25 protein-coding genes, 1 tRNA gene and 2 pseudogenes are annotated in these 20342 nt (G+C 70.3%); 16 read left to right on the top strand and 12 right to left on the bottom strand.

Annotation, left to right across the window (positions count from 1 at the left end; all coding sequences use genetic code 11):
* The first annotated feature begins 4 nt into the window (after positions 1-4).
* Both MVG78_RS18890 and MVG78_RS18885 read left to right on the top strand, forming a co-directional pair.
* A complete protein-coding gene (locus MVG78_RS18890) occupies positions 5-895 on the top strand; it encodes an S-methyl-5'-thioadenosine phosphorylase (RefSeq protein WP_247555458.1) in 891 nt (296 codons plus the stop codon).
* Positions 892-1314, top strand: a complete 423-nt coding sequence (locus MVG78_RS18885) for a GNAT family N-acetyltransferase (protein ID WP_247555455.1) — start codon at positions 892-894, stop codon at positions 1312-1314. Before MVG78_RS18890 ends, MVG78_RS18885 begins: the two co-directional genes overlap by 4 nt.
* 54 nt (positions 1315-1368) lie before the next feature.
* Here the strand turns inward: MVG78_RS18885 and MVG78_RS18880 are convergent, their stop codons facing one another.
* Together MVG78_RS18880 and MVG78_RS18875 are read right to left on the bottom strand one after the other, a co-directional pair.
* Complete coding sequence (locus MVG78_RS18880; RefSeq protein ID WP_247555452.1) at positions 1369-1530, bottom strand: hypothetical protein; 162 nt, start codon at positions 1528-1530, stop codon at positions 1369-1371.
* The gene (locus tag MVG78_RS18875) at positions 1527-2192 is read right to left on the bottom strand and encodes a dienelactone hydrolase family protein (protein WP_247555449.1); all 666 of its coding nucleotides are present in this window, start codon (positions 2190-2192) and stop codon (positions 1527-1529) included. The genes MVG78_RS18880 and MVG78_RS18875 overlap by 4 nt, the downstream gene beginning before the upstream one ends.
* Before the next feature lie 150 nt (positions 2193-2342).
* Between MVG78_RS18875 and MVG78_RS18870 the strand changes: the two genes are divergently transcribed.
* Complete coding sequence (locus MVG78_RS18870; protein ID WP_247555446.1) at positions 2343-2522, top strand: DUF4169 family protein; 180 nt, start codon at positions 2343-2345, stop codon at positions 2520-2522.
* Positions 2523-2620: 98 nt separating this feature from the next.
* Here the strand turns inward: MVG78_RS18870 and MVG78_RS18865 are convergent, their stop codons facing one another.
* The 5 genes from MVG78_RS18865 to MVG78_RS18845 form a co-directional block, all read right to left on the bottom strand.
* Positions 2621-3064 (bottom strand): phasin family protein, encoded by a 444-nt coding sequence (locus tag MVG78_RS18865; protein ID WP_247555428.1) that lies wholly within the window; start codon positions 3062-3064, stop codon positions 2621-2623.
* Positions 3065-3121: 57 nt separating this feature from the next.
* The gene (locus MVG78_RS18860) at positions 3122-3817 is read right to left on the bottom strand and encodes a TetR family transcriptional regulator (protein WP_247555425.1); all 696 of its coding nucleotides are present in this window, start codon (positions 3815-3817) and stop codon (positions 3122-3124) included.
* Between the two features lie 90 nt (positions 3818-3907).
* The gene (proC, locus tag MVG78_RS18855; RefSeq protein WP_247555422.1) at positions 3908-4711 is read right to left on the bottom strand and encodes a pyrroline-5-carboxylate reductase; all 804 of its coding nucleotides are present in this window, start codon (positions 4709-4711) and stop codon (positions 3908-3910) included.
* 21 nt (positions 4712-4732) lie between these two features.
* Complete coding sequence (locus MVG78_RS18850; protein ID WP_247555405.1) at positions 4733-5239, bottom strand: type III secretion system chaperone family protein; 507 nt, start codon at positions 5237-5239, stop codon at positions 4733-4735.
* Between the two features lie 188 nt (positions 5240-5427).
* Complete coding sequence (locus tag MVG78_RS18845; protein WP_247555403.1) at positions 5428-5931, bottom strand: accessory factor UbiK family protein; 504 nt, start codon at positions 5929-5931, stop codon at positions 5428-5430.
* A 166-nt stretch (positions 5932-6097) separates the two neighbouring features.
* Here MVG78_RS18845 and rfaD point away from each other — a divergent pair, with 166 nt between their 5' ends.
* The 7 genes and pseudogenes from rfaD to MVG78_RS18820 all read left to right on the top strand — a co-directional run bounded on the left by rfaD (position 6098) and on the right by MVG78_RS18820 (position 10546).
* The gene (rfaD, locus tag MVG78_RS18840; protein WP_247555401.1) at positions 6098-7090 is read left to right on the top strand and encodes an ADP-glyceromanno-heptose 6-epimerase; all 993 of its coding nucleotides are present in this window, start codon (positions 6098-6100) and stop codon (positions 7088-7090) included.
* Positions 7087-7917: a prolipoprotein diacylglyceryl transferase gene (gene lgt / locus MVG78_RS18835; RefSeq protein WP_247555398.1), complete on the top strand. Its 831-nt coding sequence runs from the start codon at positions 7087-7089 to the stop codon at positions 7915-7917. The genes rfaD and lgt overlap by 4 nt, the downstream gene beginning before the upstream one ends.
* Position 7918: 1 nt before the next feature.
* Positions 7919-8332: pseudogene (locus MVG78_RS22125) on the top strand (SAM-dependent methyltransferase); the annotation flags it as partial.
* Positions 8266-8661 (top strand): annotated as a pseudogene (locus tag MVG78_RS22120) (SAM-dependent methyltransferase); the annotation flags it as partial. The pseudogenes MVG78_RS22125 and MVG78_RS22120, both read left to right, overlap by 67 nt.
* A complete protein-coding gene (locus MVG78_RS22115; RefSeq protein ID WP_428480828.1) occupies positions 8662-8922 on the top strand; it encodes a hypothetical protein in 261 nt (86 codons plus the stop codon).
* Positions 8919-9677 (top strand): peptidoglycan editing factor PgeF, encoded by a 759-nt coding sequence (gene pgeF, locus MVG78_RS18825; protein ID WP_247555381.1) that lies wholly within the window; start codon positions 8919-8921, stop codon positions 9675-9677. Before MVG78_RS22115 ends, pgeF begins: the two co-directional genes overlap by 4 nt.
* 104 nt (positions 9678-9781) lie before the next feature.
* Positions 9782-10546: a hypothetical protein gene (locus MVG78_RS18820; protein WP_247555364.1), complete on the top strand. Its 765-nt coding sequence runs from the start codon at positions 9782-9784 to the stop codon at positions 10544-10546.
* Between the two features lie 73 nt (positions 10547-10619).
* On the opposite strand, the gene MVG78_RS18815 is transcribed toward MVG78_RS18820, so the two are convergent.
* Positions 10620-11111, bottom strand: coding sequence for a cupin domain-containing protein (locus MVG78_RS18815; protein WP_247555361.1), 492 nt, complete (start codon positions 11109-11111; stop codon positions 10620-10622).
* A gap of 279 nt (positions 11112-11390) precedes the next feature.
* Between MVG78_RS18815 and MVG78_RS18810 the strand changes: the two genes are divergently transcribed.
* The 4 genes from MVG78_RS18810 to MVG78_RS18795 all read left to right on the top strand — a co-directional run bounded on the left by MVG78_RS18810 (position 11391) and on the right by MVG78_RS18795 (position 15332).
* A complete protein-coding gene (locus tag MVG78_RS18810) occupies positions 11391-12437 on the top strand; it encodes a hypothetical protein (RefSeq protein WP_247555345.1) in 1047 nt (348 codons plus the stop codon).
* 141 nt (positions 12438-12578) lie between these two features.
* Positions 12579-14273: a tetratricopeptide repeat protein gene (locus MVG78_RS18805; RefSeq protein WP_247555342.1), complete on the top strand. Its 1695-nt coding sequence runs from the start codon at positions 12579-12581 to the stop codon at positions 14271-14273.
* A gap of 3 nt (positions 14274-14276) precedes the next feature.
* Positions 14277-15152, top strand: coding sequence for a 4-(cytidine 5'-diphospho)-2-C-methyl-D-erythritol kinase (locus MVG78_RS18800; RefSeq protein WP_247555339.1), 876 nt, complete (start codon positions 14277-14279; stop codon positions 15150-15152).
* A 105-nt stretch (positions 15153-15257) separates the two neighbouring features.
* Positions 15258-15332, top strand: a tRNA-Gln gene (locus MVG78_RS18795).
* 20 nt (positions 15333-15352) lie between these two features.
* Here MVG78_RS18795 and MVG78_RS18790 read toward each other — a convergent pair.
* Entirely contained in the window at positions 15353-15565 is a 213-nt protein-coding gene (locus MVG78_RS18790; protein ID WP_247555336.1) for a hypothetical protein, read from the bottom strand.
* Between the two features lie 202 nt (positions 15566-15767).
* On the opposite strand from MVG78_RS18790, the gene rpsD reads away from it, so the two are divergent.
* Entirely contained in the window at positions 15768-16385 is a 618-nt protein-coding gene (gene rpsD / locus MVG78_RS18785) for a 30S ribosomal protein S4 (protein WP_247555333.1), read from the top strand.
* Positions 16386-16496: 111 nt separating this feature from the next.
* Complete coding sequence (locus MVG78_RS18780) at positions 16497-17273, top strand: TspO/MBR family protein (RefSeq protein WP_247555306.1); 777 nt, start codon at positions 16497-16499, stop codon at positions 17271-17273.
* A gap of 206 nt (positions 17274-17479) precedes the next feature.
* Here the strand turns inward: MVG78_RS18780 and grxD are convergent, their stop codons facing one another.
* Genes grxD through purL form a run of 3 tightly spaced genes read right to left on the bottom strand, consistent with a single transcriptional unit; the run spans position 17480 to position 20289 of the window.
* Positions 17480-17815, bottom strand: coding sequence for a Grx4 family monothiol glutaredoxin (gene grxD / locus MVG78_RS18775; RefSeq protein WP_247555303.1), 336 nt, complete (start codon positions 17813-17815; stop codon positions 17480-17482).
* Positions 17816-17826: 11 nt separating this feature from the next.
* Complete coding sequence (locus MVG78_RS18770; RefSeq protein WP_019459690.1) at positions 17827-18060, bottom strand: BolA family protein; 234 nt, start codon at positions 18058-18060, stop codon at positions 17827-17829.
* A 3-nt stretch (positions 18061-18063) separates the two neighbouring features.
* Positions 18064-20289 carry a phosphoribosylformylglycinamidine synthase subunit PurL gene (gene purL, locus MVG78_RS18765; RefSeq protein WP_247560527.1) on the bottom strand — a complete coding sequence of 742 codons (2226 nt, stop codon included), beginning with the start codon at positions 20287-20289 and terminating at the stop codon, positions 18064-18066.
* Positions 20290-20342: the final 53 nt, after the last annotated feature.

Here is a 20342-nt window from a genome sequence, read left to right as displayed (position 1 = left end):
CAGCATGTCCGACCTGATCGAACCCGTGATCGGCGTGATCGGAGGTTCCGGCCTCTACGATATCGATGGGCTTGTGGAGCGCGAGTGGCGCCGGGTGGAAAGCCCCTGGGGCGAGCCCTCCGATGAGCTGCTCTTCGGCCGGCTCGACGGCGTGCGCTGCGTCTTCCTGCCGCGCCATGGCCGTGGCCACCGCGTGCCGCCGAGCGAGCTGAACTATCGCGCCAATATCGACGTGCTGAAGCGCGCGGGCGTGACGGAGATCCTGTCCGTTTCCGCCGTGGGCAGCCTGAACGGCGACCTGCCGCCCGGGCATTTCGTGATCGTGGACCAGTTCATCGACCGCTCCTTCGCCCGCAAGAAGACCTTCTTCGAGACCGGCTGCGTCGCGCATGTGTCGATGGCGCATCCCGTCTGCACCCGGCTCGGCGACGCGATGGAGACGGCGGCGCGCGAGATCGGCATCCCGCACAAGCGCGGCGGCACCTATCTCGTGATGGAGGGGCCGCAATTCTCCACCAAGGCGGAGAGCGAGCTCTACCGCGCCTGGGGCTGCGACGTGATCGGCATGACCAACATGCCGGAGGCCAAGCTCGCCCGCGAGGCGGAGCTCTGCTACGCCACCGTCGCCATGGTGACGGATTTCGACTGCTGGCACCCGGACCATGACCATGTCACCGTCGATGCGGTGATCAAGATCATGCACAGCAATGCCGACAAGGCGCGGGCCCTGGTGAAGCGGGTAATCCCCTCGCTGGGCGCGCCGCGCGGCGCCTGCCCCTATGGCTGCGACCGGGCGCTGGAGATGGCGCTCGTCACCCCGCCGGAGAAGCGCGACCCGGCCCTGATGGCGAAGCTCGACGCCGTGGCAGGCCGCGTGCTGGGCAAGGTCGCGTGATCGCGGTGCGGCCCGCGGCGCCGGGGGATGTCCCGGCGCTGGTCGCGCTGATGCGCCAGCTCAGCGGGAACGAGATCGCCCCCGCGATGATCGCCGGGTTGATCGCGCCGGGCAGTGGCCAAGCCGTGCTGGTGGCGGAGGAGACGGGGCGGGTGCTCGGCGCGCTCGCCATGAACCAGTCCCCCATGCTGCACCGGCCGGTCCCCGATGCGCGGATCACCAGCCTGGTGGTGGACGAGGGCGCGCGCGGGCACGGGGTCGGCCGCAGGCTGGTGGATGCGGCCCTGGAAACCGCGAAGGGCTGGGGCTGTGCGCGGCTGGAACTTACCACGCGGATGGGGCGCGACGACGCCCATGCCTTCTACCGCGCGCTGGGGTTCGAGAACTCCTCGATCCGCTTCCACCGCGTGCTGGGCTGAGGCTTCCGGCGCATCGCGCCGGACCTTCCGGAAGGGAGGCGGATGCCCCCCGTCTCACTCGTCCGTGGGATGCCGCCGCCAGACGAGCAGCAGCGTCGCCAGGAAGAGCACGCCGACCACGAGAAGCGGCGCATCGCCGAAGCCCTGCGGGGTGGCCATGGGAATCCAGACCAGCAATCCCAGCAGGGCGAAGCAGAGGATGAAGCGCGAGATCACGCGTGCAGGGCCTTGTCGAGGAAGATCCGGGTGCGCTCCGCCGCCACCGAGGCGTTGGGCGCGCTGAAGGAGGGGCGTTCCTCGCAGGAGAAGCCATGGCCCGCACCGGGGTAGACATAGACCTCGATCCCGGGTTGCGCGGCCCGGATGGCCTCCACGTCGGTGAGCGGAATGCTGTGGTCCTCGGCCCCGAAATGCAGTTGCACCGGGCAGTTCGGCACCGCATCGCGGCTCGCCGCGATTCCGCCGCCATAATAGCCCACCGCCGCCGAGAAGCCGGTCATGCGCGTCGCGCCCCACCAGGCGATGGCGCCTCCCCAGCAGTAGCCGACGATCCCGCGCCTGGCCCCCGCCGGCAGGGCATCGGCGGCGGCCTGGATATCGGCCAGGACGGCTTCCTCCGGGATCTGCGCGCGCAGGGCCAGGCCGCGCTGGGCATCCTCCTTGGCGTAGCCGAGTTCCACGCCACGCTCGGCGCGGTCGAACAGCGCCGGGCAGACCACCGCATAGCCCAGCGCGCCGAAATGGTCGCTGACATGGCGCATATGGCCGTTGACCCCGAAGATCTCCTGCACGACCACCAGCCCGCGCGTGGCGTCCTTCGGGCCGGAGCGGTAGGCGGAAAAGCGGTGCCCGTCCTTGGCGGTCAGTTCGATCTGCATGCTGTACGGTCCTGTCGCTTGGCCGGATACCCGTGCCGCGCTGCGCGGCGTCGTTCGCTGCCAGTCTCGCGTGCTTTCAGGTCCCTGTCACGGGCCTGGGCGATTTCATGGCGCTGCGCGATCGCCTATCCTGCCGCCATGGGCGATATCGTGAATCTCCGTCAGGTCCGGAAAGCCAGGGACAAGGCGGAAAAGGAGGCGAAGGCGGTGGAGAACCGCATCCGGCATGGCCGCAGCGGCGCCCGGAAGGCGGCGGACCGGTTGGCCCGGGAACAGCGCGAGGCGCTGCTGGACGGTGCCCGGCGGGAGGAGCCGGAGCGCCGGGACTGACGCCGTGAGGGGCCTGCCTGCCGTGACCGTGTCGCGGCCGATCCTGTCCCATGCCAGGACCGGCCGCTTTCCCTGTCGGAGGGTGGTTTCGCCCGCTGTCAGCCCTTGCGGGACATGATGGTCTTGACCTCGTCCATCGCCTCGGTGAAGCGGCGGTTGAGCAGGTTCAGCGCCTCGCCATTCGACTTCTGGATCAGGTCGGCCAGTTCACGGATGTTGGACACGGCCCGCTCATAGGTGGCCTTCAGGATCTCCGCCTGCTTGGCAGCCTTTTCCTTCGGGTCGCCCTGCTCGGTGACGGAACGCATGGCGTCAGTCATCTCCGCCATGGACTGCTGCATGATCTCCATGTGCCGCTTGGCCACGGCCTGGGCCCCTTCGAGCGCCACGCGGTTGGCGGCGGACAGGGCTTCCAGGTTGCGCCGCTGCGCCGCCGCCAGCCCTTCCAGGTCGGGCAGGGCGCCGAAGCGCATCTCGGAGAAGATCTTCATGGATTCGCGGAACGGATCCAGATCCGACGGCGGGGTGGGGGACTTCGCCATGTTATGGTTCCTCCTTCGGCAAGGGAGCGCGACAGCCAGGTCCGTCCAGGGGTCGCGCTAACCCAGCATAGGGTCCGTGTTGGCCGGTGGCGATGGTGCTGCGTCCCGGCCCGGAACGATTCTGTCGCGGCCAGCTCCGGAAAGATCGCCATCATCCAGGCGCAGCGTGCGCGCGATCTGCTCCGCGCGGTCCAGGGCCTTGTCCAGCGCCGCCATTGTCGGCCCCAGATCCAGGCTGTTGTCGTCGGCCCAGCTGCGGGAGGCCGCCAGCCAGACGCCGACCAGGCCCTGCACGCGCATCAGCCCGCGCGCGCCGGAGGTATCGACCTCCGCCCCTTCCAGCATCCAGGCCATGGAGGCCATCAGCAGGGGCGAGAGCGAAAGGGCGAGCAGCGGGTGGCGGCGCAGATCGGCCTGGAGCCGCAGGATCCCCGCCCGGTGCGGCTGCAGCGCGTCGAAGCGGCGCATCAGCAGGTCGAAGATCCGGTCCCGGGCCGAGCCGCCCTGGCCGGGAATGGTGGTGGACAACACCTGCCGGTCCACGGCCCGGGCATGGGCGGCCATCAGCGCCATGGGCGTGCCGTAGTGCTCCCGCAGCGAATCGAGGCCCACCCCGCTTTCGGCGGCGATGCGGCCGAAGGTCACGCCGTGCCAGCCGCGCGTGGCCACGACCTGCCAGAGCGCATCAAGGACCCGCGTCTCGTCAAAGGCCGGGGCGGTGGGCGGGAGGTGGGGGTCAACGGGATTCTGCATGGGACCACAATTTGTCCTGCGTGGCAGGTGCGCCAAGCCCGGACCGTGTCGGCCCATGGAGTCGTGAAGGCCCGTGATCCTCGCGGCTGCTCACGCGGAAAGCTCACGCGAACGTGCCGTCGCGGCGGCGATGGCGCGGGAGATCAGCGCGGGCCAGGCATCCTCAGCCATCAGCACGGCCAGGGCCCGTTCCGTGGTGCCTTTCGGGCTGGTCACGTTGCGGCGGAGCACGGCGGCATCCTCCTCGCTCCGTGCCAGCAGGTAGCCCGAGCCGGAGACCGTGGCCCGGGCCATGCGCCGCGCCAGGTCGGCGGGCAGGCCCTGTTCCAGCGCCGCCTTCTCCAGCAGTTCCGCCAGCAGGAAGACATAGGCCGGCCCGCCGCCCGAGACGGCGGTGACGGCATCAAGCTGTGCTTCCTTTTCCACCCAGGCGACCTCGCCCACGGCGCGGAGCAGGGCATCCGCCAGGGATTTCTGCGCCTCCGTCACCCGCGCCCCGGCGAAGGCGGCGGTGAAGCCCTGGCCGATCGCGGCCGGGGTGTTGGGCATGGCGCGCACCACCGCGGCTTCGCCGCCAAGCAGGCTTTCAATTCCCGCCTCGGTCTGGCCGGCCATGATGGAAACGAAAAGTGCGCCCGCCTTCGCGAAGCGGGCATAGGCGGGCAGGGTCTCGGCCGCCAGCTGCGGCTTCACCGCCAGCACCACGGCAGCGGGGCGGAATTCCGGCGGCAGGTCACCGACCTCCGGCACCAGGCGCAGCCCAGCCGGAACCTCGGTGGCATGGGGGTCCACGGCAATGGCCTCGGAGATGCCGCGGGCCAGCCAACCCGTCAGCATCGCCCCTCCCATCTTGCCATAGCCAACCAGCAGGACGGGCGGCAGCGCCTCACTCATGGAACCCCCTTACATCAAATGTCAGGCCTCCCCGAGGCAGTCGAGCATGGCGGCCTGCAGCGCATCCTCCGCGCCACGGCCGCCCCACAGCACGAGCTGGAAGGCCGGAAAGAAACGCTCGCACTCCGTCAGGGCGATGTCCACCATGTCCTCCAGGCTTTCCGCCGAGGCGCCGGGAGCGCCGCGCAGCAGCACCGAATGCCGGAAGACCGGGGTGCCGTCGTCGCCCTCGATCCCGAAATGTCCGATCCAGAGCTTTTCATTGGCCAAGGCCAACAATTCATAGAGCTTGCTGCGGGCTTCGGGCGGCACCTTCATGTCGAAGGCGCAGGTGAAGTGCATGGCGCTGATTTCGGAAGACCACGCGAAATGCAGCCCGTAGTCGCACCACTTCCCCGGGGCCTCGGCGGCCATTTCGCCGGAGGAGCGACGGTCGAACGCCCAGTCGTTGGCGACGACGATCTGCTCCATCACGTCGAGGGGATTGGACGCCTTCTCCCGGCGTCCGAGGGCGAGCGGAGCGGTCATGTGGCACCTCCTTCCCGTCCTGGCTGGGCCCTGACCACTGAGTCTAGATCAGACTCGCGGACCCAGCCCCTAGAACTTGATATTGCGTTGCCATAACCCGGGAACAGCAAGGAATTTCTTCGGCATCAACACCTCCTGCGAAGGATGTGTGGCACCGCCGCCATTCCCGGAGTCCGGGAATACGGGGCTCAGTCGAGCGAACCGGGCTCGCCGGGCCGGATCTTCGGCGCCGACGGCTGGGCCTCGGCCTCGCTGGCGCCGGCCGTCCCGCCCTGTCCTGGCCAGGCGGGGCCCGTGCCCGAACCGCCGCTGCCCTTCAGCGTCCCGGCATCGGCCACCGAGGCTCCCGCCGGAACGGCGGATGCACCCGAGGCCATGCCGGCCACCAGCTTCTCCAGCACGGTCACCCGCGCGGCAAGGCCCTCGGCTTCCTCGCGCGCCCGGCGCGCCAGCTCCATGGCGGCGTCCAGATCCTCCCGCCGCACCAGGTCCAGGCGCTGCAGCATGCTCTCCGCCTGGGCCCGGAACACCGCCTCGGCCTCGTTCCGCAGGCCGGTGAGGGCCGAGAAGGCTCCGCCCGCCACGCCCGCGAGGTCGTCGAAGATCTTGCCACCGCGCCCGAAGCCGGCGCCACCGCCCCCGGGACCGCCCTTGGAGCCACTGGTTCCGCCGAAGCCGCCGTCCTGATCCATCACTTGTCTCCCTTGCCGGGCCCGGCCCGCGCTGCCATCACGCAGTCCACATATGGGCTCCATATGGGGAAGGACGTCCCCTTCGTCCAATTTCCTTCAACGGGCCATCCGGCCGGGCCTCCCCAGGGGAGCGTCCCAAGGGCGGCCAGAGCGGAAAGGCAGCGCCATGTTCCTCGTCACCGGCGGCGCCGGCTTCATCGGCTCCAACCTCCTGGCCGCGCTCTGCGCGCGGGGGGAGGAGGTCATGGTCTGCGACCGGCTGCGGGATGGCGAGAAGTGGCGCAACATCGCCCCGCATCCCATCGCCGGGATCGTGCCGCCGGAGGAACTGGACCGCTGGCTGGACAGCGCCTCGGGGCTGGAAGGGATCTTCCACCTGGGCGCGATCAGCGCCACCACGGTGCGGGATGGGGACCTCGTGGCCGCCAACAACCTGTCGCTGACCCTGAAGCTCTGGGACTGGTGCGCCGAGTACAGGGTGCCGCTGGTCTACGCCTCCTCCGCCGCCACCTATGGCGACGGCTCCGCCGGCTTCGACGACGACATGGCGCCGGAGGCCCTGGCGAAGCTGCGGCCGCTCAATCTCTACGGCTGGTCCAAGCATGCCACCGACCGGCGGGTGGTGGACCTGCTGGCGCGCCACCGCCTCGCCCCGCCGCACTGGGCCGGGCTGAAGTTCTTCAATGTCTATGGCCCCCAGGAGGCGCACAAGGGCCGCATGGCCTCGGTGGTGCTGCACAAGTTCCGACAGATCGCCGGGGGCGAGGCCGCGACCCTCTTCGCCTCGGACCGGGAAGGCATCCCCGATGGCGGGCAGATGCGCGACTTCGTGCATGTGGACGATTGCGTGGCGGCGATGCTCTGGCTGATGGAGCATCCGCACGTCTCCGGCCTGTTCAACTGCGGCTCCGGAAAGGCCCGCAGCTTCCGGGACTTGGTCCTGGCCGTCTATGCCGCGATGGGACGGGAGCCCGATATCCGCTACGTGCCGATGCCTGGGGACCTGAAGGGAAAGTACCAGTATTTCACGGAAGCGCGGATGGACCGGCTGCGGCAACTCGGCTTCAACCGCCCGGCCACGGAGCTGGAGGATGGCGTCGGCCGCTATGTCCGCCAGCTCATGGCCGAGTCCCCGTTGGAGCCGCAGAACCGGGCATGATCCCTGCCATCCTCTTTCCCGCCTTCGACCCGGTGGCCATCCAGCTCGGCCCCTTCGCGATCCGCTGGTATGCCCTGGCCTATATCACCGGCATCCTGCTCGGCTGGTGGATGGTGCGCCGGCTGGTACAGCTCGCCCCCCAGGCCGCGACGCGGGAGCAGGTGGACGACTTCGTGACCTGGGCCACGCTGGGCGTCGTGCTCGGCGGGCGCATCGGCTACGTCCTCTTCTACCGCCCCGGCCACTATATCGAGCACCCGCTGGAGGCGCTCTATCTCTGGCAGGGCGGCATGTCCTTCCATGGCGGCGCGGCGGGCGTGATCCTGGCCCTGTACCTCTTCACCCGGTCGCAGGGGCTGGACTTCCTCAGCTTCTCCGACCGCGTGACCTCGGTGGTGCCGGTCGGCCTGTTCTTCGGGCGCATCGCCAACTTCATCAACGGCGAGCTCTGGGGCCGCGTCACCGACGTCCCCTGGGGCATGATCTTCCCCACCGGCGGGCCGGAGCCGCGCCACCCCTCGCAGCTCTATCAGGCCGGCATGGAGGGGGTGATCCTCTTCATCCTGCTGCAGATCCTGATCCACCGCCCGGCGCTGCGGGCCCGCCGTGGCTTCGTCTCCGGCGCCTTCCTGGCCGGCTACGGCATCGCCCGCATCATCGGCGAGATGTTCCGCCAGCCGGACGCGCAGCTCGGCTTCCTCTTCGCCGGGATCACCATGGGGCAGCTCCTGTCCCTGCCGATGGTGCTCTTCGGGGCCTGGCTGATGTGGCGGTCCCGGCCCGCGGCCGCCCCCACACCGGGCGCCGTGCGGCACGAGGGCGCCTGACATGGCGGTGGCCGAACGGCTGGACCGCTTCATGGCCCGTGCCGTGGCCGCCTATTACGCCGGGCGCGACCCGCTGGGCCGCGACGGCGACTTCATCACAGCGCCGGAGATCAGCCAGACCTTTGGCGAGTGTCTGGGCCTCTGGGCGGCGGTCTGCTGGCAGATGATGGGGGCGCCGCGGCGCGTCATCCTGGCGGAGCTCGGCCCCGGACGCGGCACGCTGATGGCGGATGCCCTGCGCGCGGTGCGGGAGGTCATCCCCGCCTTCGCCCAGGCGGCCGAGCCACATCTGGTGGAGGCTTCGCCCGTGCTGCGGGCGGCGCAGCGGGAGAAGATCCCGGACGCCCAATGGCACGACCGGACGGAAGATCTGCCGGACGGGCCGCTCCTGCTTCTGGCGAACGAGTTCCTCGACGCACTGCCGATCCGGCAGTTCGTGCGGCAGGACGGCACTTGGCGCGAGCGCTGGGTGCGGGACGGTACCTTCCTCCTCCGCGAGATCGAGGAGCCCCCCCGCTGGCCCTTCCCGACGGCGTGCCGGAGGGCACGATCCGGGAGACCTGCGCCCCGGCCCTGTCCCTGGCCGGATGGCTCGCGGGGCGCCTGGCCCGGCAGGGCGGCGCCGCGCTCTTCATCGACTATGGTCATACCGGGGGCGGGAGCGGCGACAGCCTCCAGGCCGTCCGCCGGCATGAGCCGGCCGATCCCCTGCTGGCCCCTGGCACCGCCGACCTGACAGCGCATGTGGATTTCCAGGCCCTGGCCGGCGCCGTCCGCGCCGCCGGCGGCGCCGTGCACGGGCCGGTGCCACAGGGCATGTTCCTGCGCCGCCTCGGCCTGGGCCAGCGCGCCGCCATGCTGGCCGCCGCCAATCCCCGGCAGGCCCAGGCGCACCTGGCCGCGGCGAACCGCCTGACGGCGCAGGAGGCGATGGGGCTGCTCTTCCAGGCCCTGGCCATCACGCCGCCTGGCTTTCCCACCCCACCCGGATTCGAGAACGCATGAGCACCGCCGAGTTCCTCGTCGCCGCCGGTCTGGCGGGCTTGCCGCATGGCTTCTTCACCCGCCGGGGCGGTGTCTCCGAAGGGGCCTTCGCCTCGCTGAACTGCTCGCTCTCCGGCGCCGACGACCCGGCCCGCGTGGCGGAGAACCGCGCCCTGGCCATGGAGGCGCTGGGCCTGCCGCCGGCCGCGCTGGTGGGGCTGCATCAGGTCCATGGCGCCGGGGTGGTGGTGGCGCGCGAGCCCTGGCCCGACACGGCGCGGCCGCATGCGGACGGAGTCGTCACCGACCGGCCGGGCCTGGCGCTGGGAATCGTCACGGCGGATTGCGGCCCGGTGCTCTTCGCCGATGCCGAGGCGGGGGTGATCGGCGCCTGTCATGCGGGCTGGCGCGGAGCCGTGGCCGGGATCTGCGAAGCGGTGCTGGATGCCATGGAAGGGATCGGGGCGCGGCGTGAGCGGGTTGTTGCTGCTCTGGGCCCCTGCATCCGGCAGGCCTCCTACGAGGTTGGCCGCGATCTCTTCGAAGCGGTAGGCGAGCCGGGATTCTTCCAGCCGGGTGTGCGGGAAGGGCACTGGCAGTTCGACATGGCGAGCTATATCGCGGCCCGGCTGCAAAGGGCCGGCAGCGGGCTGGTGCAGGTGATCGACGCCGACACCCAGGCGGACGCCGAACGCTTCTTCTCCCACCGCCGGCGCACCCTGACCGGCGGCGGCCCGATCGGACACCAGCTTTCGGCCATCGCCCTCCGGGGTTGAAGTTCTCTGGGGCCTTTCGCGAGATCGGGCAAATGTGAGGACTGAAATCCTCTCAAGGGGATTCAGTTCTCCTTTTGTTCCTAGAATCGGTTTAGGATCGGGGAATGCCCCCCGACCCTTTGCTCGAACAGCTCGAAAGGACCCTGGCCGACTCCTACAGGCGGGAGATCGAGGCGGAGGAGAATGTCTGGCGCAGCCTGCCTTTCTTCGCCGCGACCCTCGCCCTGCAATTCACCGGGCTGGCCCAGGCGCGCGACTGGCTGCTGGCGATGCAGGGCACCGCTGCCCTCGTCGCCATCGGCCTGCTGGTGCTGGCCGGCGGCTCGACGGCGCTGGGCCTGCTCTTCCTGGCCCAGTCCATCGCCCCCGCCGAGTTCCGCTACCTGTCCCGGGAGAGCGAACTGCTGCGTCATGCCGGCGCGCTGCGCGAACAGGAGCGGGCGGCCGGGCGCGCGGACCCGGAGGCTTCCGCCGCCGCCCTGGCCAGCTTCCGGGCGACTCTGGTGGCGCAGTACGCCATGGCGGTGGATCATAACCGGGCCATCAACCGCCGCAGGACGACGAGGCGGACCAGGGCGGCCCTGGCGATCCTCTGCTCGGTCCTGCTGGTCACGGCCCTGGTGGCGCTGACATTGGGCACCAACATGTCCCATGCCACCGGAGCCGGACCGATCGATGACAGCCAGAAGCCCGCCGAAAGCACCCTCGCCGGAAGCAGAGCCTTCCGGCCAGGCCCCGCAGGAGGAAGTGGCGCAGCAGCACCCCTGGGAGGAGAAGCCGGCCGAGCCGCCGATGGTGGTGGTGCGCGAGGGATGGTGGAGCCGAAAGGTGGCAGAACGGCCGCGCGAGGCGCTGCAGCGGGAGGATGAGGCTAAGAAACGATAAGCGGCGGGAAGGCCCCTGAAGGCCCGACCGCCGCCTCCGTCATGCCTGGAGCCGGTTCTACTCCGGGCGGATCCACTCGGGCTCGTCGACAATGTCAAGGTTGTCGAGGTTCACGATCACTTCCTCGGTCCCGGAACGGACCAGGACGCAGTGCAGGTCCTCGGTGTCGGAGGCGTTCAGCTCCTGATGCGGCAGGTAGGGCGGCACCAGCATGAAATCCCCGGCCTTGGCCTCGGTGATGAATTCCAGCCGGTTGCCCCAGCGCATCAGCGCATGGCCCCGCACCACATAGATGATGCTTTCCAGCGCGCCATGGTGGTGCGGGCCGGTCGGATGGCCCGGCTTGATGAGGTTGGTCCCGGCCCAGAGGTGCTGGGAGCCGCTCCGGCTGCCGCTGATCGCGACCTCACGGTTCATGCCGAGCGTTTCCGGCGTGTCGCAGCTCCGGGCACCGGCCTTCACCACGCGGATGCCATTGTTGCGCCAGTCCGTGGTCTCGCCCGCCGGGGTTGCCGAAGCGGGGGTCTTCGCGATCGTGCCATCAGGCATCGCGGGCATCTCCTTGCAGGGAAAATCCGTCTCTCGGCGCATATTTTAGGGCGTCACCAGCATCATGAAATGGGCGGGTTTTCCAAACTCCCGTGCTTCCCCAGCAAAATTCTCTCCCCTCGCTGGGTGGGCGAGGATGGTTTTCCGAAAGAGGGCTGACGGGCAGGGGCGCCGAAAACCGATGCTCGACGGGAAGCCCGTCACGCGATAAGCGGCCTGCGATGCCTTATATGGTCTTCTTCGTGTTCCTGATCTTCCTGACCGCGTTGGCCTCCTGTGTTGTCGGCTGAACGGCGCGTCCTGGCGGCGCTTCTCCTCCTTCTCCTGCCCCTGGCCGGGTGCGGGGACCTGCCCCAGCCCTATCGCGGACAGCCCGGCGGGATGGCGGCCAGGCTGGTACAGCCGCCCGCCTACCGGATCGCCGTGCCACCCCCGGACGGGGCGATGCTGACCGATGCGGGCAGCAAGCGCTTCGCCTCGGACCTCGCGGACGCCCTGGTGGCGGCGGAGGTGCCGGCCGTGGCCGGGCAGCCCTGGCCGCTCGACTGGCGGCTGAAGGTGGTGGCGAGCCGTGAGGGCCAGACCATCGTGCCGCTTTACTCGCTGCAGAATGCCGATGCGCAGTCCGTGGTGGAGGCCCGCGGCAATCCCGTGCGGATCGAGGACTGGGCGGGCGAGGACCCGAAGATGCTGCAGCGTGTGGCCACCAGCGACGCCGGCACCGTGGCCACGCTGCTGGCGCGCGCCGATGCCGCCCGGCGTGCGGCGGACCCCGCGACGCTGGTGGCGAATGGCCCGCCGCGCCTGCGCTTCATCGGCGTGACGGGGGCGCCCGGCGACGGCGATAGCGCGCTGACGACGCGCATGACCGATTTCCTGGCCGGCAAGGGCTTCCTGGTGCAGCCGCAGGCGGAAGGCTCCCTCTTCAGCCTGGAGGGGCGGGTGAACATGGTGCCTATCCCCGACCGGCAGCAACGGGTGGAGATCCAGTGGATCGTGACCCGCAAGGACGGCCAGGAGATCGGGCGGGCCATCCAGATGAACCAGATCCCGCAGGGGACGCTGAACGGGCTCTGGGGCGACGTCGCCTATGTGGTCAGCCAGGAGGCAGCTCAGGGGGTGCGCGATATCATCTCCAACGCCGGCGGCTTCGGGCCGCCACCTGCCCCGGCCAGCGGATCGGAGGCGAAGCCGCCCGCCGACAAGGCATCCGCCGGCAGGCCGCAGGCTGGTGTGGTGACACCCGATCCGGCAGGAGGCGGAGACTCCATGGCTTCGCCGCTCCTCCTGCCGGAGGACGAAGCCCTGCCGCCTCCCCGGGGCTGACGCAGGAAGGCGGGCGCCGCGTCCAGAAGCAGCCGGGCTGCCTCGCATGAGCGTGGCGGTGGCGATCCGGCGGCGGAAGATTCGCTCACCGGATCGCGATTGCTCTGGCAGAGACTCACCATGCCGCCTACGCTGCATCGCATGATGCCATTCTCCCTGGAGCCGGGGCTGCGTGCGGTCCTGCTGACTGCCGCGCTCCTCGCAGGATGCGCGGCGGGCGATGGCCCGCGAACCGCTGGCGATGCGCCTCGCGGTGCTTTCGGACCCTATCTGGCGGGCCGCTTCGCTTCCTCCGAGGCGGATAGCGCCACGGCGGCCTCCCAGCTCGGGGAGGCGCTGCGGCAGGACCCCGACCAGATCGAGGTGCTGCAACAGGCTTTCGGCGCCGCGGTGATGAATGGCCAGTCCGACGCGGCGCGCCTCGCCCGGCGCCTGCCCGAGGACCAGCTGGCGAACCTGCTCCTCGCCGGGGCGGATGCCCAGGCGGGGCGCTGGGACCGTGCCGAGCAGCGGTTGCGCGTCCTGCCGCGCCGGGGCTCGGCGCAGCTGCTCCAGCCCCTGCTGATCGCCTGGGCGCAGGCAGGGCGGGGCGACACCGCGCAGGCTCTGACCCTGCTGCGGCCCTTCATCGAGGACGGGCGGCTGCGCGGCGTGATCGCCCTGCACGCGGCGATGATCGCCGATCTCGGCCGGCAGCCGCAGGACGCGGCGCGCTATCTGCGCCTGGCGATCGCGGACACCCAGGAGCCGAACCTCCGCCTGGCGCAGATCGGCGCCGGAATTCTCGCCCGGGTCGGGCAGGAGGCGCAGGGTGCGCGGCTCTTCGACGTGATGGCCCGGGGCAATGACGACATCGCCATGGCCGTGACGCCGGCGCTCCGCCAGCAGGCGTTGCAGGGCCGTGCGGTGGCGAGCGCGACCGAGGGGATGGCGGAGGCTCAGGTGGCCTTCGGCGCCGCGCTCCGCGCCCAGGGGGCGCCCGACCTGGCCCTGATGCTGTCGCGCCTGGCGCTCCGCCTGCGCCCGGATTTCGCCCCGGCCTTCCTTCTCGCCGCCGATTCCCTGGCGGACCAGAAGCATGGCGACCGCGCCCTGGCGATGCTGGAGGCGGTGCCGGAGCACGATCCGCTGGCGCCGCTGGTGGCTCTGCGCCGGGCCTCCCTGCTGGATGCCATGGGCCGGACCGCGGAGGCCGAGGCGCTGCTGCGCCAGTTGGGGCAGAGCTATCCCCGTGCCGTGCAGCCCGTGGCGCAACTGGGCGACATGCTGCGCGCGCGGGGACGTTTCGGGGAGGCCGGAGCGGCCTATGACGAGGCGCTGGCCCGGGCCCGCGCAGACGGGTCCGCCGGCTGGCCCCTCTACTATGCCCGGGGAATCGCGATGGAACGGGGTGGGAACTGGGCCGAGGCCGAAGCCTCCTTTCGCCGTGCCCTGGCCCTGGCACCGGACCAGCCCAGCGTCCTGAACTATCTCGCCTATTCCTGGGCCGAGCGGGGCGAGAAGCTGCCGGAGGCGCGGCGCATGCTGGAGCGGGCGACCACTCTGCGGCCGCAGGACGGCAACATCGCCGACAGCCTCGGCTGGGTCCTGCTGCGCCAGGGGGATCTGCCGAAGGCCGTGCAGACCCTGGAACGGGCGGTGGAGCTGGAATCGCGCAACTCCACGATCAGCGAGCATCTGGGGGATGCCTATTGGGCGATCGGCCGGCGGACGGAGGCGCGCTACCAGTGGCGCCGGGCGCTGGACCTCGCCCCGGCTTCCGAGGATGGGCCGCGGCTTTCCGCCAAGCTGCGCGATGGATTGCAGACCCCGCCCACCGCTTCCGCTATGCGCTGAACCATGTCCGACACCATGATGAACTGGCCCCGCCCCGGCGGGGCCGGGGCGGCGGAGTTCGCCCCGGCCAAGGTCAACCTCTTCCTGCATGTCACCGGGCGGCGCGAGGATGGCTACCATCTGCTCGACAGCCTGGCGGTCTTCGCCGGGGTGGGCGATGATCTCGCGGTCTCGCCGGCGGAGGCGCTGACGCTGGAGATCGACGGGCCGGAAGGCGACGCCCTGGCCGCCGAGCCGGACAATCTGGTGCTGCGCGCGGCACGCCTGCTGGCGGAGAGCCATGGCATCCCTGGCGGTGCGGCGCTGCGGCTGACCAAGCGACTGCCGGTGGCTTCCGGGATTGGCGGCGGCTCGGCCGATGCGGCCGCGGCGCTGCGCCTGCTGGCGCGCCACTGGCAACTGCCCCTGCCGGCCGAGGAGAAGGTGACGCGGCTGGGCGCGGATGTGCCCGTTTGCGTCGCGTCCCGGGCAGCCCGCATGGGCGGCATCGGCGAGGAACTGGCGCCCGCGCCGCGCTTCCCGGCCTATGGGCTGCTGCTGGCCAATCCGCGCATTCCCCTGTCCACCCCAGCCGTGTTCCGTGCGAGGGCGCCGGGCTTCACGCCGCCGGCGGAACTGCCGGCCTCCTGGCCGAATGCCCGGGCCATGGCCGAGGATCTCCGCCGCTGCACGAATGATCTGGAGGCTCCGGCGCGGCAGCTCTGCCCCGCCGTGGCGGAGGTGCTGTCGGCGATCGCAAGCCGGCAGGATTGCCTGCTGGCGCGGATGAGCGGTTCCGGTGCGACCTGCTTCGGCCTCTTTCCCGATCCCACCGCGGCCCAGGCAGCGGCCGGGACCCTGCCGCCGGCCTGGTGGCGCTGGGGAGGGGCGCCCGCCTAGTTCCCGGGCGGGTTCTCCAGCGCGATGGGAAGAAACCCGGTCCGGGAGGTCTTTACGGACCCCCTGGGCTCCGATTATCTCCTTCTCCATGCGGTGGGCCGCTACTGGGGCGTAGCCAAGCGGTAAGGCAGCGGTTTTTGGTACCGCCATTCCCAGGTTCGAATCCTGGCGCCCCAACCAGCGATCGCGTTCCGGAATGTCTAGCGCATGGGCTCCAGCCGGGCGGCGAGGCGACGGGCCAGGACATAGCCCAGCATGCCGCCGACCGGCGCGGCTGGAAGGGCCAGCAGCCAGCCGATATGAACGCCCTGGACCACCAGCCCCAGGCCGATGCCGAACATCGTCCCGCCGGTCAGGCAGCCGAGGACCCCGGCGGTCAGGCCGAGGATCAGGATCTCTTCGCGTCTCACCATCGTATCCCAGCAGGTGCAGGAAGCCTGCCGCTTTGACAAGCGGGGGTTTGACAAGGGGGCGGCACGCCGTTAAGGGGCGCCCTCCTTCCTGGGAATGTGGACGCGGCGCCCTGCCGTGCGCCCGCTCTCGGCCTTTCGGGGCCGGGGGACTACCGGGACAAAACCGGCCCATCGGGCCGCCGAAGACGAAAGGACCCGCCGCATGACGAAGCGCGCGGAAAGCAAGTACAAGATCAATCGCCGCCTGGGCGTGAACCTCTGGGGCCGTGCGAAGTCCCCGATCGCCAAGCGCGAGTATGGCCCCGGCCAGCACGGCCAGCGCCGCAAGCAGAAGCCGACCGATTTCGGCATCCAGCTGATGGCGAAGCAGAAGCTCAAGGGCTACTACGGCAATATCGGCGAGAAGCAGTTCCGCAAGTATTACGAGGAGGCCGTGCGCCGTAAGGGCGACACCTCCGAGAACCTGATCGAGCTGCTGGAACGCCGCCTGGACGCCGTGGTGTACCGCATGAAGCTGGCGGTGACGCCCTTCGCGGCCCGCCAGTTCGTCAACCACGGCCACCTGCTGGTGAACGGCAAGCGCGTGAACATCCCCTCCTACCTCGTGAAGGACGGCGACGTCATCGAGGTGAAGGAGAAGTCCAAGCAGCTGACCGCCGTGCTCGACGCCGCGCAGTCCGGCGAGCGTGACGTGCCGGAGTATGTGCAGATCGACCATCGCCAGATGAAGGGCACCTTCATCCGCGCGCCGAAGCTGAGCGACGTGCCGTACCCGGTGCAGATGGAACCGAATCTGGTCATCGAGTTCTATTCGCGCTGATCCTTCGGCCCTCTCCGGGACCCTGTCGGACGCCGCCCTTGGGGACGAACCCCCGGGGGCGGCGTTTCGCGTTTCTGGAGTAAGCTTTGCGCTTTCCTGGGAGAATCGCCTGTGCCGAGTGAGCAGACCCGACGCGTCCTGGCCCTGATCCTGCCGCTGGTGCAGATCGTAGTGGGGTTGTTGCCGCTGGTGGGGGTGGGGACCTCCATGGCGGTGGTGTCGGGGAGCAGCCAGACCCCGGTGGTGCCGGCAAGCTATGCCTTCCCGATCATGTGGACGGTGCTCTTCGCCCTCTCGCTGGCCTATGGCGTCTGGCAGATCCTGCCGATGAATCATGCGGACCCCCTGCTGAAGCGCGTGGGCTGGCCGCTGGTCGGAGTCTTCGCGCTGAACACGTTGTGGGAGGCGGTGGCGCAGTTCTCGGGGCGGAACGGCTTCCTGCTGGTGGCGATCATGCTGCTGAACGTGGTCTGCGCGCTGACGGCCTTCTTCCTGGCGCGGCGCGGGGTGGTGCCGTCGCGCAGCGGGCGCTGGCTGGTGCTGCCGCTGACCGGGCTGATGGCGGGCTGGCTGACGGCGGCCTGCTTCGCGAACATCTCCGGTGCCGCGCGGGTGGCGGGGATCATCCCGGTGGAGGGGATGGTGGCCACGGTGGCGGCGGTACTGCTGCTGTTGGCCGCCGGGGGGTTCGCCGCGGCGGTGGTCTGGGCGGCCAAGGGCAGCGCCTGGTATCTGGGTGGCGTCGGCTGGGCGCTGGTGGCCGTGGTGGTGGCCAATCTGGGGGCGAACCAGCTCGATCTGCTGGCGGCGCTGACGGCCGCGGTGATGCTGGCGCTGGTGGCGGCGGTGGCCTGGACGCGGCGGCAGGGCAAGCGCCTCGGCGCCTGAGGGCGGATGGGTTTCCGGAGTGGGACGTGATGATCCCGGGGCCATGCGGTGCCAGGGCAAGGGCCGGGCGGGAGTTCGTTGCGGATTGCCTGTGAGGTGGGTGGGAATCGCGGCATTCGGACAAAAGAAACCCCGGCGGGGGCGGGCCCTGCCGGGGTTTCTTCTGGCGCCGGGGCGGATGAGGGCCCTGGCTGGCCGGGTTAGCCTCAGGCGGCCTGGCCCGTGGGGATGTTCTTGTCCTGGAGCAGGGTCTGGAGCTCACCGGACTGGAACATCTCCATGACGATGTCGCAGCCGCCGACGAACTCGCCCTGGACATAGAGCTGGGGGATGGTCGGCCAGTTGGTGAAGGTCTTGATGCCTTCGCGCAGCTCGGGGTCGGCCAGGACGTTCACGCCCTTGAAGGGCACGCCGACATGGCTGAGGATCTGGACCACCCGGGCGGAGAAGCCGCATTGCGGGAAGGCCGGGGTGCCCTTCATGTAGAGGACCACCGGGTTCTCGGTGATCTCCTGCTGGATGCGGGCGCTGACGTCGCTCATCAGGGTTCCTTTCAGTCGGGGGCGGAGGTCTGCAGGGCGAGGGCGTGGAGTTCGCCCCCCATGCGGCCCCGCAGCGCGGCGTAGACGAGCTGGTGCTGCTGGACGCGGGACTTGCCGCGGAAGGCCTCGGACACGACGGTGGCGGCGTAGTGGTCGCCGTCGCCCGCCAGATCCTCGATGGTCACGCGGGCGTCCGGGATAGCGGCGCGGATCAGCGCCTCGATCTCGGCTTGCTCCATGGCCATAGGTCAGTTCCCCTCCATCAGTGCGGGCAGGGTAGCCTCATTGGCGGCCCGCAGCGAAGCCACGGATATGGCGGTGCCGTCCGGGAGAACCAAGTCCTTGCCGCCGGTCTCCCCCAGGATCGTGGCGGGGATGCCGGTGGCCTGGGCGGCGGCGAGGAGGGCCTGTGCGTCCGCCGTGGCGACGACGTAGCGGGACTGATCCTCCCCGAACCAGAAGGCATGGGCGGGGATGGCGCCGGCCACGTCGCGGAGGCGGAGGCCGGTGTCGCCCTCCATCAGCATTTCCGCGATCGTGACCAGGAGGCCGCCATCGGCGCAGTCATGGGCGGCCTGGATGCGGCCTTCCGTGATCTGGGCGCGGAGGAAGTCGCCAGTGTGGCGCTCGGTGGCGAGGTCCACGGGCGGGGGGGCGCCGTCCTCCCGGCCCGCGATCTCGCGCAGCCAGAGGGACTGGCCCAGATGGCCCTGGGTGGCGCCCAGGAGGATGAGGGTGGCGTTGGCGGGGGCGGCGAGGCGGGTGGCCTTCGACACGTCCTCCAGCACGCCCACCGCGCCGATGGCGGGGGTGGGGAGGATGGGGCGGCCCTCGGTCTCGTTGTAGAGGGAGACGTTGCCGCTCACGACCGGGAAGTCCAGCGCCTTGCAGGCGGCGGCCATGCCGCGGACGGCGCTGGCGAACTGGCCCATGATCTCGGGCTTCTCCGGATTGCCGAAGTTCATGTTGTCGGTGATCGCGAGGGGCAGGGCGCCGGTCGCGGTGAGGTTGCGCCATGCCTCGGCCACGGCCTGGGTGCCGCCCATTTCCGGATCGGCCAGGACATAGCGTGGGGTGCAGTCGGTGGTCATGGCCAGCGCGCGGGTGCCCTCGCCGACGCGGACGACCGCCGCATCGGCGCCGCCGGGGCGACGGGTGGTGTTGCCGCCGACGGTGGCGTCGTACTGGTCCCAGATCCAGCGGCGGGAGCAGAGGTCCGGGCTGGCGATCAGGGTTTGCAGGGCCTCGCCGATGCTGGTGGGGCTGGGGATTTCCGCCGGGTTCAGCGTGGGCTGCTTCGGCGTTTCCGCGGTGGGGCGGCGGTAGAGGGGGGCCTCGGATTCCAGGGGGGTGAGGGGGATGTCGGCCTCGACCTGGCCCTTGTGCTTCACCACGATGCGGCCGGTGTCGGTGATGTGGCCGACGACGGCGAAGTCGAGTTCCCACTTGCGGAAGATGTCTTCCGCGATGTGCTCGGCGCCGGGGCGGAGGACGATCAGCATGCGCTCCTGCGATTCGGAGAGCATCATCTCGTAGGCGGTCATGCCGTCCTCGCGCTGCGGGACGTTGTCGAGGTTCATCTCGATGCCCACGCCGCCCTTGCCAGCCATTTCCACGCCGGAGGAGGTGAGGCCGGCGGCGCCCATGTCCTGGATCGCGACGATGGCGTCGGTGGCCATGAGTTCGAGGCAGGCCTCGATCAGCAGCTTCTCCGCGAAGGGGTCGCCGATCTGGACGGTGGGGCGCTTCTCCTCGCTGTCCGCGTTGAATTCGGCGCTGGACATGGTGGCGCCGTGGATGCCGTCGCGGCCGGTCTTGGAGCCGACATAGACCACGGGGTTGCCGATGCCGGCGGCGGCGGAGAGGAAGATGCGGTCCTTTGGCGCGATGCCCACGGTCATGGCGTTGACCAGAGGGTTGCCGTCGTAGCGGGGGTGGAAGTTCACCTCGCCGCCCACCGTGGGCACGCCGACGCAGTTGCCGTAGCCGCCGATGCCGCGGACGACGCCGTCGAGGACGCGCTTCGTGACCGGGTTGCTCGGCGAGCCGAAGCGCAGGGCGTTGAGGTTGGCGATGGGGCGGGCGCCCATGGTGAAGACGTCGCGCAGGATGCCGCCGACGCCGGTCGCGGCGCCCTGGTAGGGCTCGATGAAGCTGGGGTGGTTGTGGGATTCCATCTTGAAGATGGCGGCCAGCCCTTCGCCGATGTCGATGACGCCGGCGTTTTCCCCCGGGCCGTGGATGACCCAGGGGGCCTTGGTCGGAAGCTCCTTCAGCCAGACGCGGCTGGATTTGTAGGAGCAGTGTTCCGACCACATCACCGAGAAGATCCCGAGCTCGGTCAGGGAGGGCTGACGGCCGAGGATGGCGAGGACACGCTCGAACTCATCCGGCTTCAGGCCGAATTCCGCGGCGAGCTGCTTGGCGCGATCCGCCTCCAGTTGGGCGGGCGCGAGGGGGGCGGGGCTGGACATGTTCGCCTTGTGGGAAGGCGCGGGCGCGATGTCCAGGGGTTCGCGCATCGGGG

The sequence above is a fragment of the Roseomonas gilardii subsp. gilardii genome (genome assembly GCF_023078375.1).
Taxonomy (GTDB): domain Bacteria; phylum Pseudomonadota; class Alphaproteobacteria; order Acetobacterales; family Acetobacteraceae; genus Roseomonas; species Roseomonas gilardii.
Note: the sequence above shows the minus strand (reverse complement) of the source record. Positions and strands in the feature narration are given on the sequence as shown.

Excerpts from the sequence above, each read along its gene's own strand:
- MVG78_RS18890 (WP_247555458.1), top strand. The coding sequence starts at position 5 with ATGTCCGACCTGATCGAACCCGTGATCGGCGTGATCGGAGGTTCCGGC.
- MVG78_RS18875 (WP_247555449.1), bottom strand. The coding sequence starts at position 2,192 with ATGCAGATCGAACTGACCGCCAAGGACGGGCACCGCTTTTCCGCCTAC.
- MVG78_RS18865 (WP_247555428.1), bottom strand. The coding sequence starts at position 3,064 with ATGGCGAAGTCCCCCACCCCGCCGTCGGATCTGGATCCGTTCCGCGAA.
- MVG78_RS18860 (WP_247555425.1), bottom strand. The coding sequence starts at position 3,817 with ATGCAGAATCCCGTTGACCCCCACCTCCCGCCCACCGCCCCGGCCTTT.
- proC (WP_247555422.1), bottom strand. The coding sequence starts at position 4,711 with ATGAGTGAGGCGCTGCCGCCCGTCCTGCTGGTTGGCTATGGCAAGATG.
- MVG78_RS18850 (WP_247555405.1), bottom strand. The coding sequence starts at position 5,239 with ATGACCGCTCCGCTCGCCCTCGGACGCCGGGAGAAGGCGTCCAATCCC.
- MVG78_RS18845 (WP_247555403.1), bottom strand. The coding sequence starts at position 5,931 with ATGGATCAGGACGGCGGCTTCGGCGGAACCAGTGGCTCCAAGGGCGGT.
- rfaD (WP_247555401.1), top strand. The coding sequence starts at position 6,098 with ATGTTCCTCGTCACCGGCGGCGCCGGCTTCATCGGCTCCAACCTCCTG.
- lgt (WP_247555398.1), top strand. The coding sequence starts at position 7,087 with ATGATCCCTGCCATCCTCTTTCCCGCCTTCGACCCGGTGGCCATCCAG.
- pgeF (WP_247555381.1), top strand. The coding sequence starts at position 8,919 with ATGAGCACCGCCGAGTTCCTCGTCGCCGCCGGTCTGGCGGGCTTGCCG.
- MVG78_RS18820 (WP_247555364.1), top strand. The coding sequence starts at position 9,782 with ATGCCCCCCGACCCTTTGCTCGAACAGCTCGAAAGGACCCTGGCCGAC.
- MVG78_RS18815 (WP_247555361.1), bottom strand. The coding sequence starts at position 11,111 with ATGCCTGATGGCACGATCGCGAAGACCCCCGCTTCGGCAACCCCGGCG.
- MVG78_RS18805 (WP_247555342.1), top strand. The coding sequence starts at position 12,579 with ATGATGCCATTCTCCCTGGAGCCGGGGCTGCGTGCGGTCCTGCTGACT.
- MVG78_RS18800 (WP_247555339.1), top strand. The coding sequence starts at position 14,277 with ATGTCCGACACCATGATGAACTGGCCCCGCCCCGGCGGGGCCGGGGCG.
- MVG78_RS18790 (WP_247555336.1), bottom strand. The coding sequence starts at position 15,565 with ATGGTGAGACGCGAAGAGATCCTGATCCTCGGCCTGACCGCCGGGGTC.
- rpsD (WP_247555333.1), top strand. The coding sequence starts at position 15,768 with ATGACGAAGCGCGCGGAAAGCAAGTACAAGATCAATCGCCGCCTGGGC.
- grxD (WP_247555303.1), bottom strand. The coding sequence starts at position 17,815 with ATGAGCGACGTCAGCGCCCGCATCCAGCAGGAGATCACCGAGAACCCG.
- MVG78_RS18770 (WP_019459690.1), bottom strand. The coding sequence starts at position 18,060 with ATGGCCATGGAGCAAGCCGAGATCGAGGCGCTGATCCGCGCCGCTATC.
- purL (WP_247560527.1), bottom strand. The coding sequence starts at position 20,289 with ATGTCCAGCCCCGCCCCCCTCGCGCCCGCCCAACTGGAGGCGGATCGC.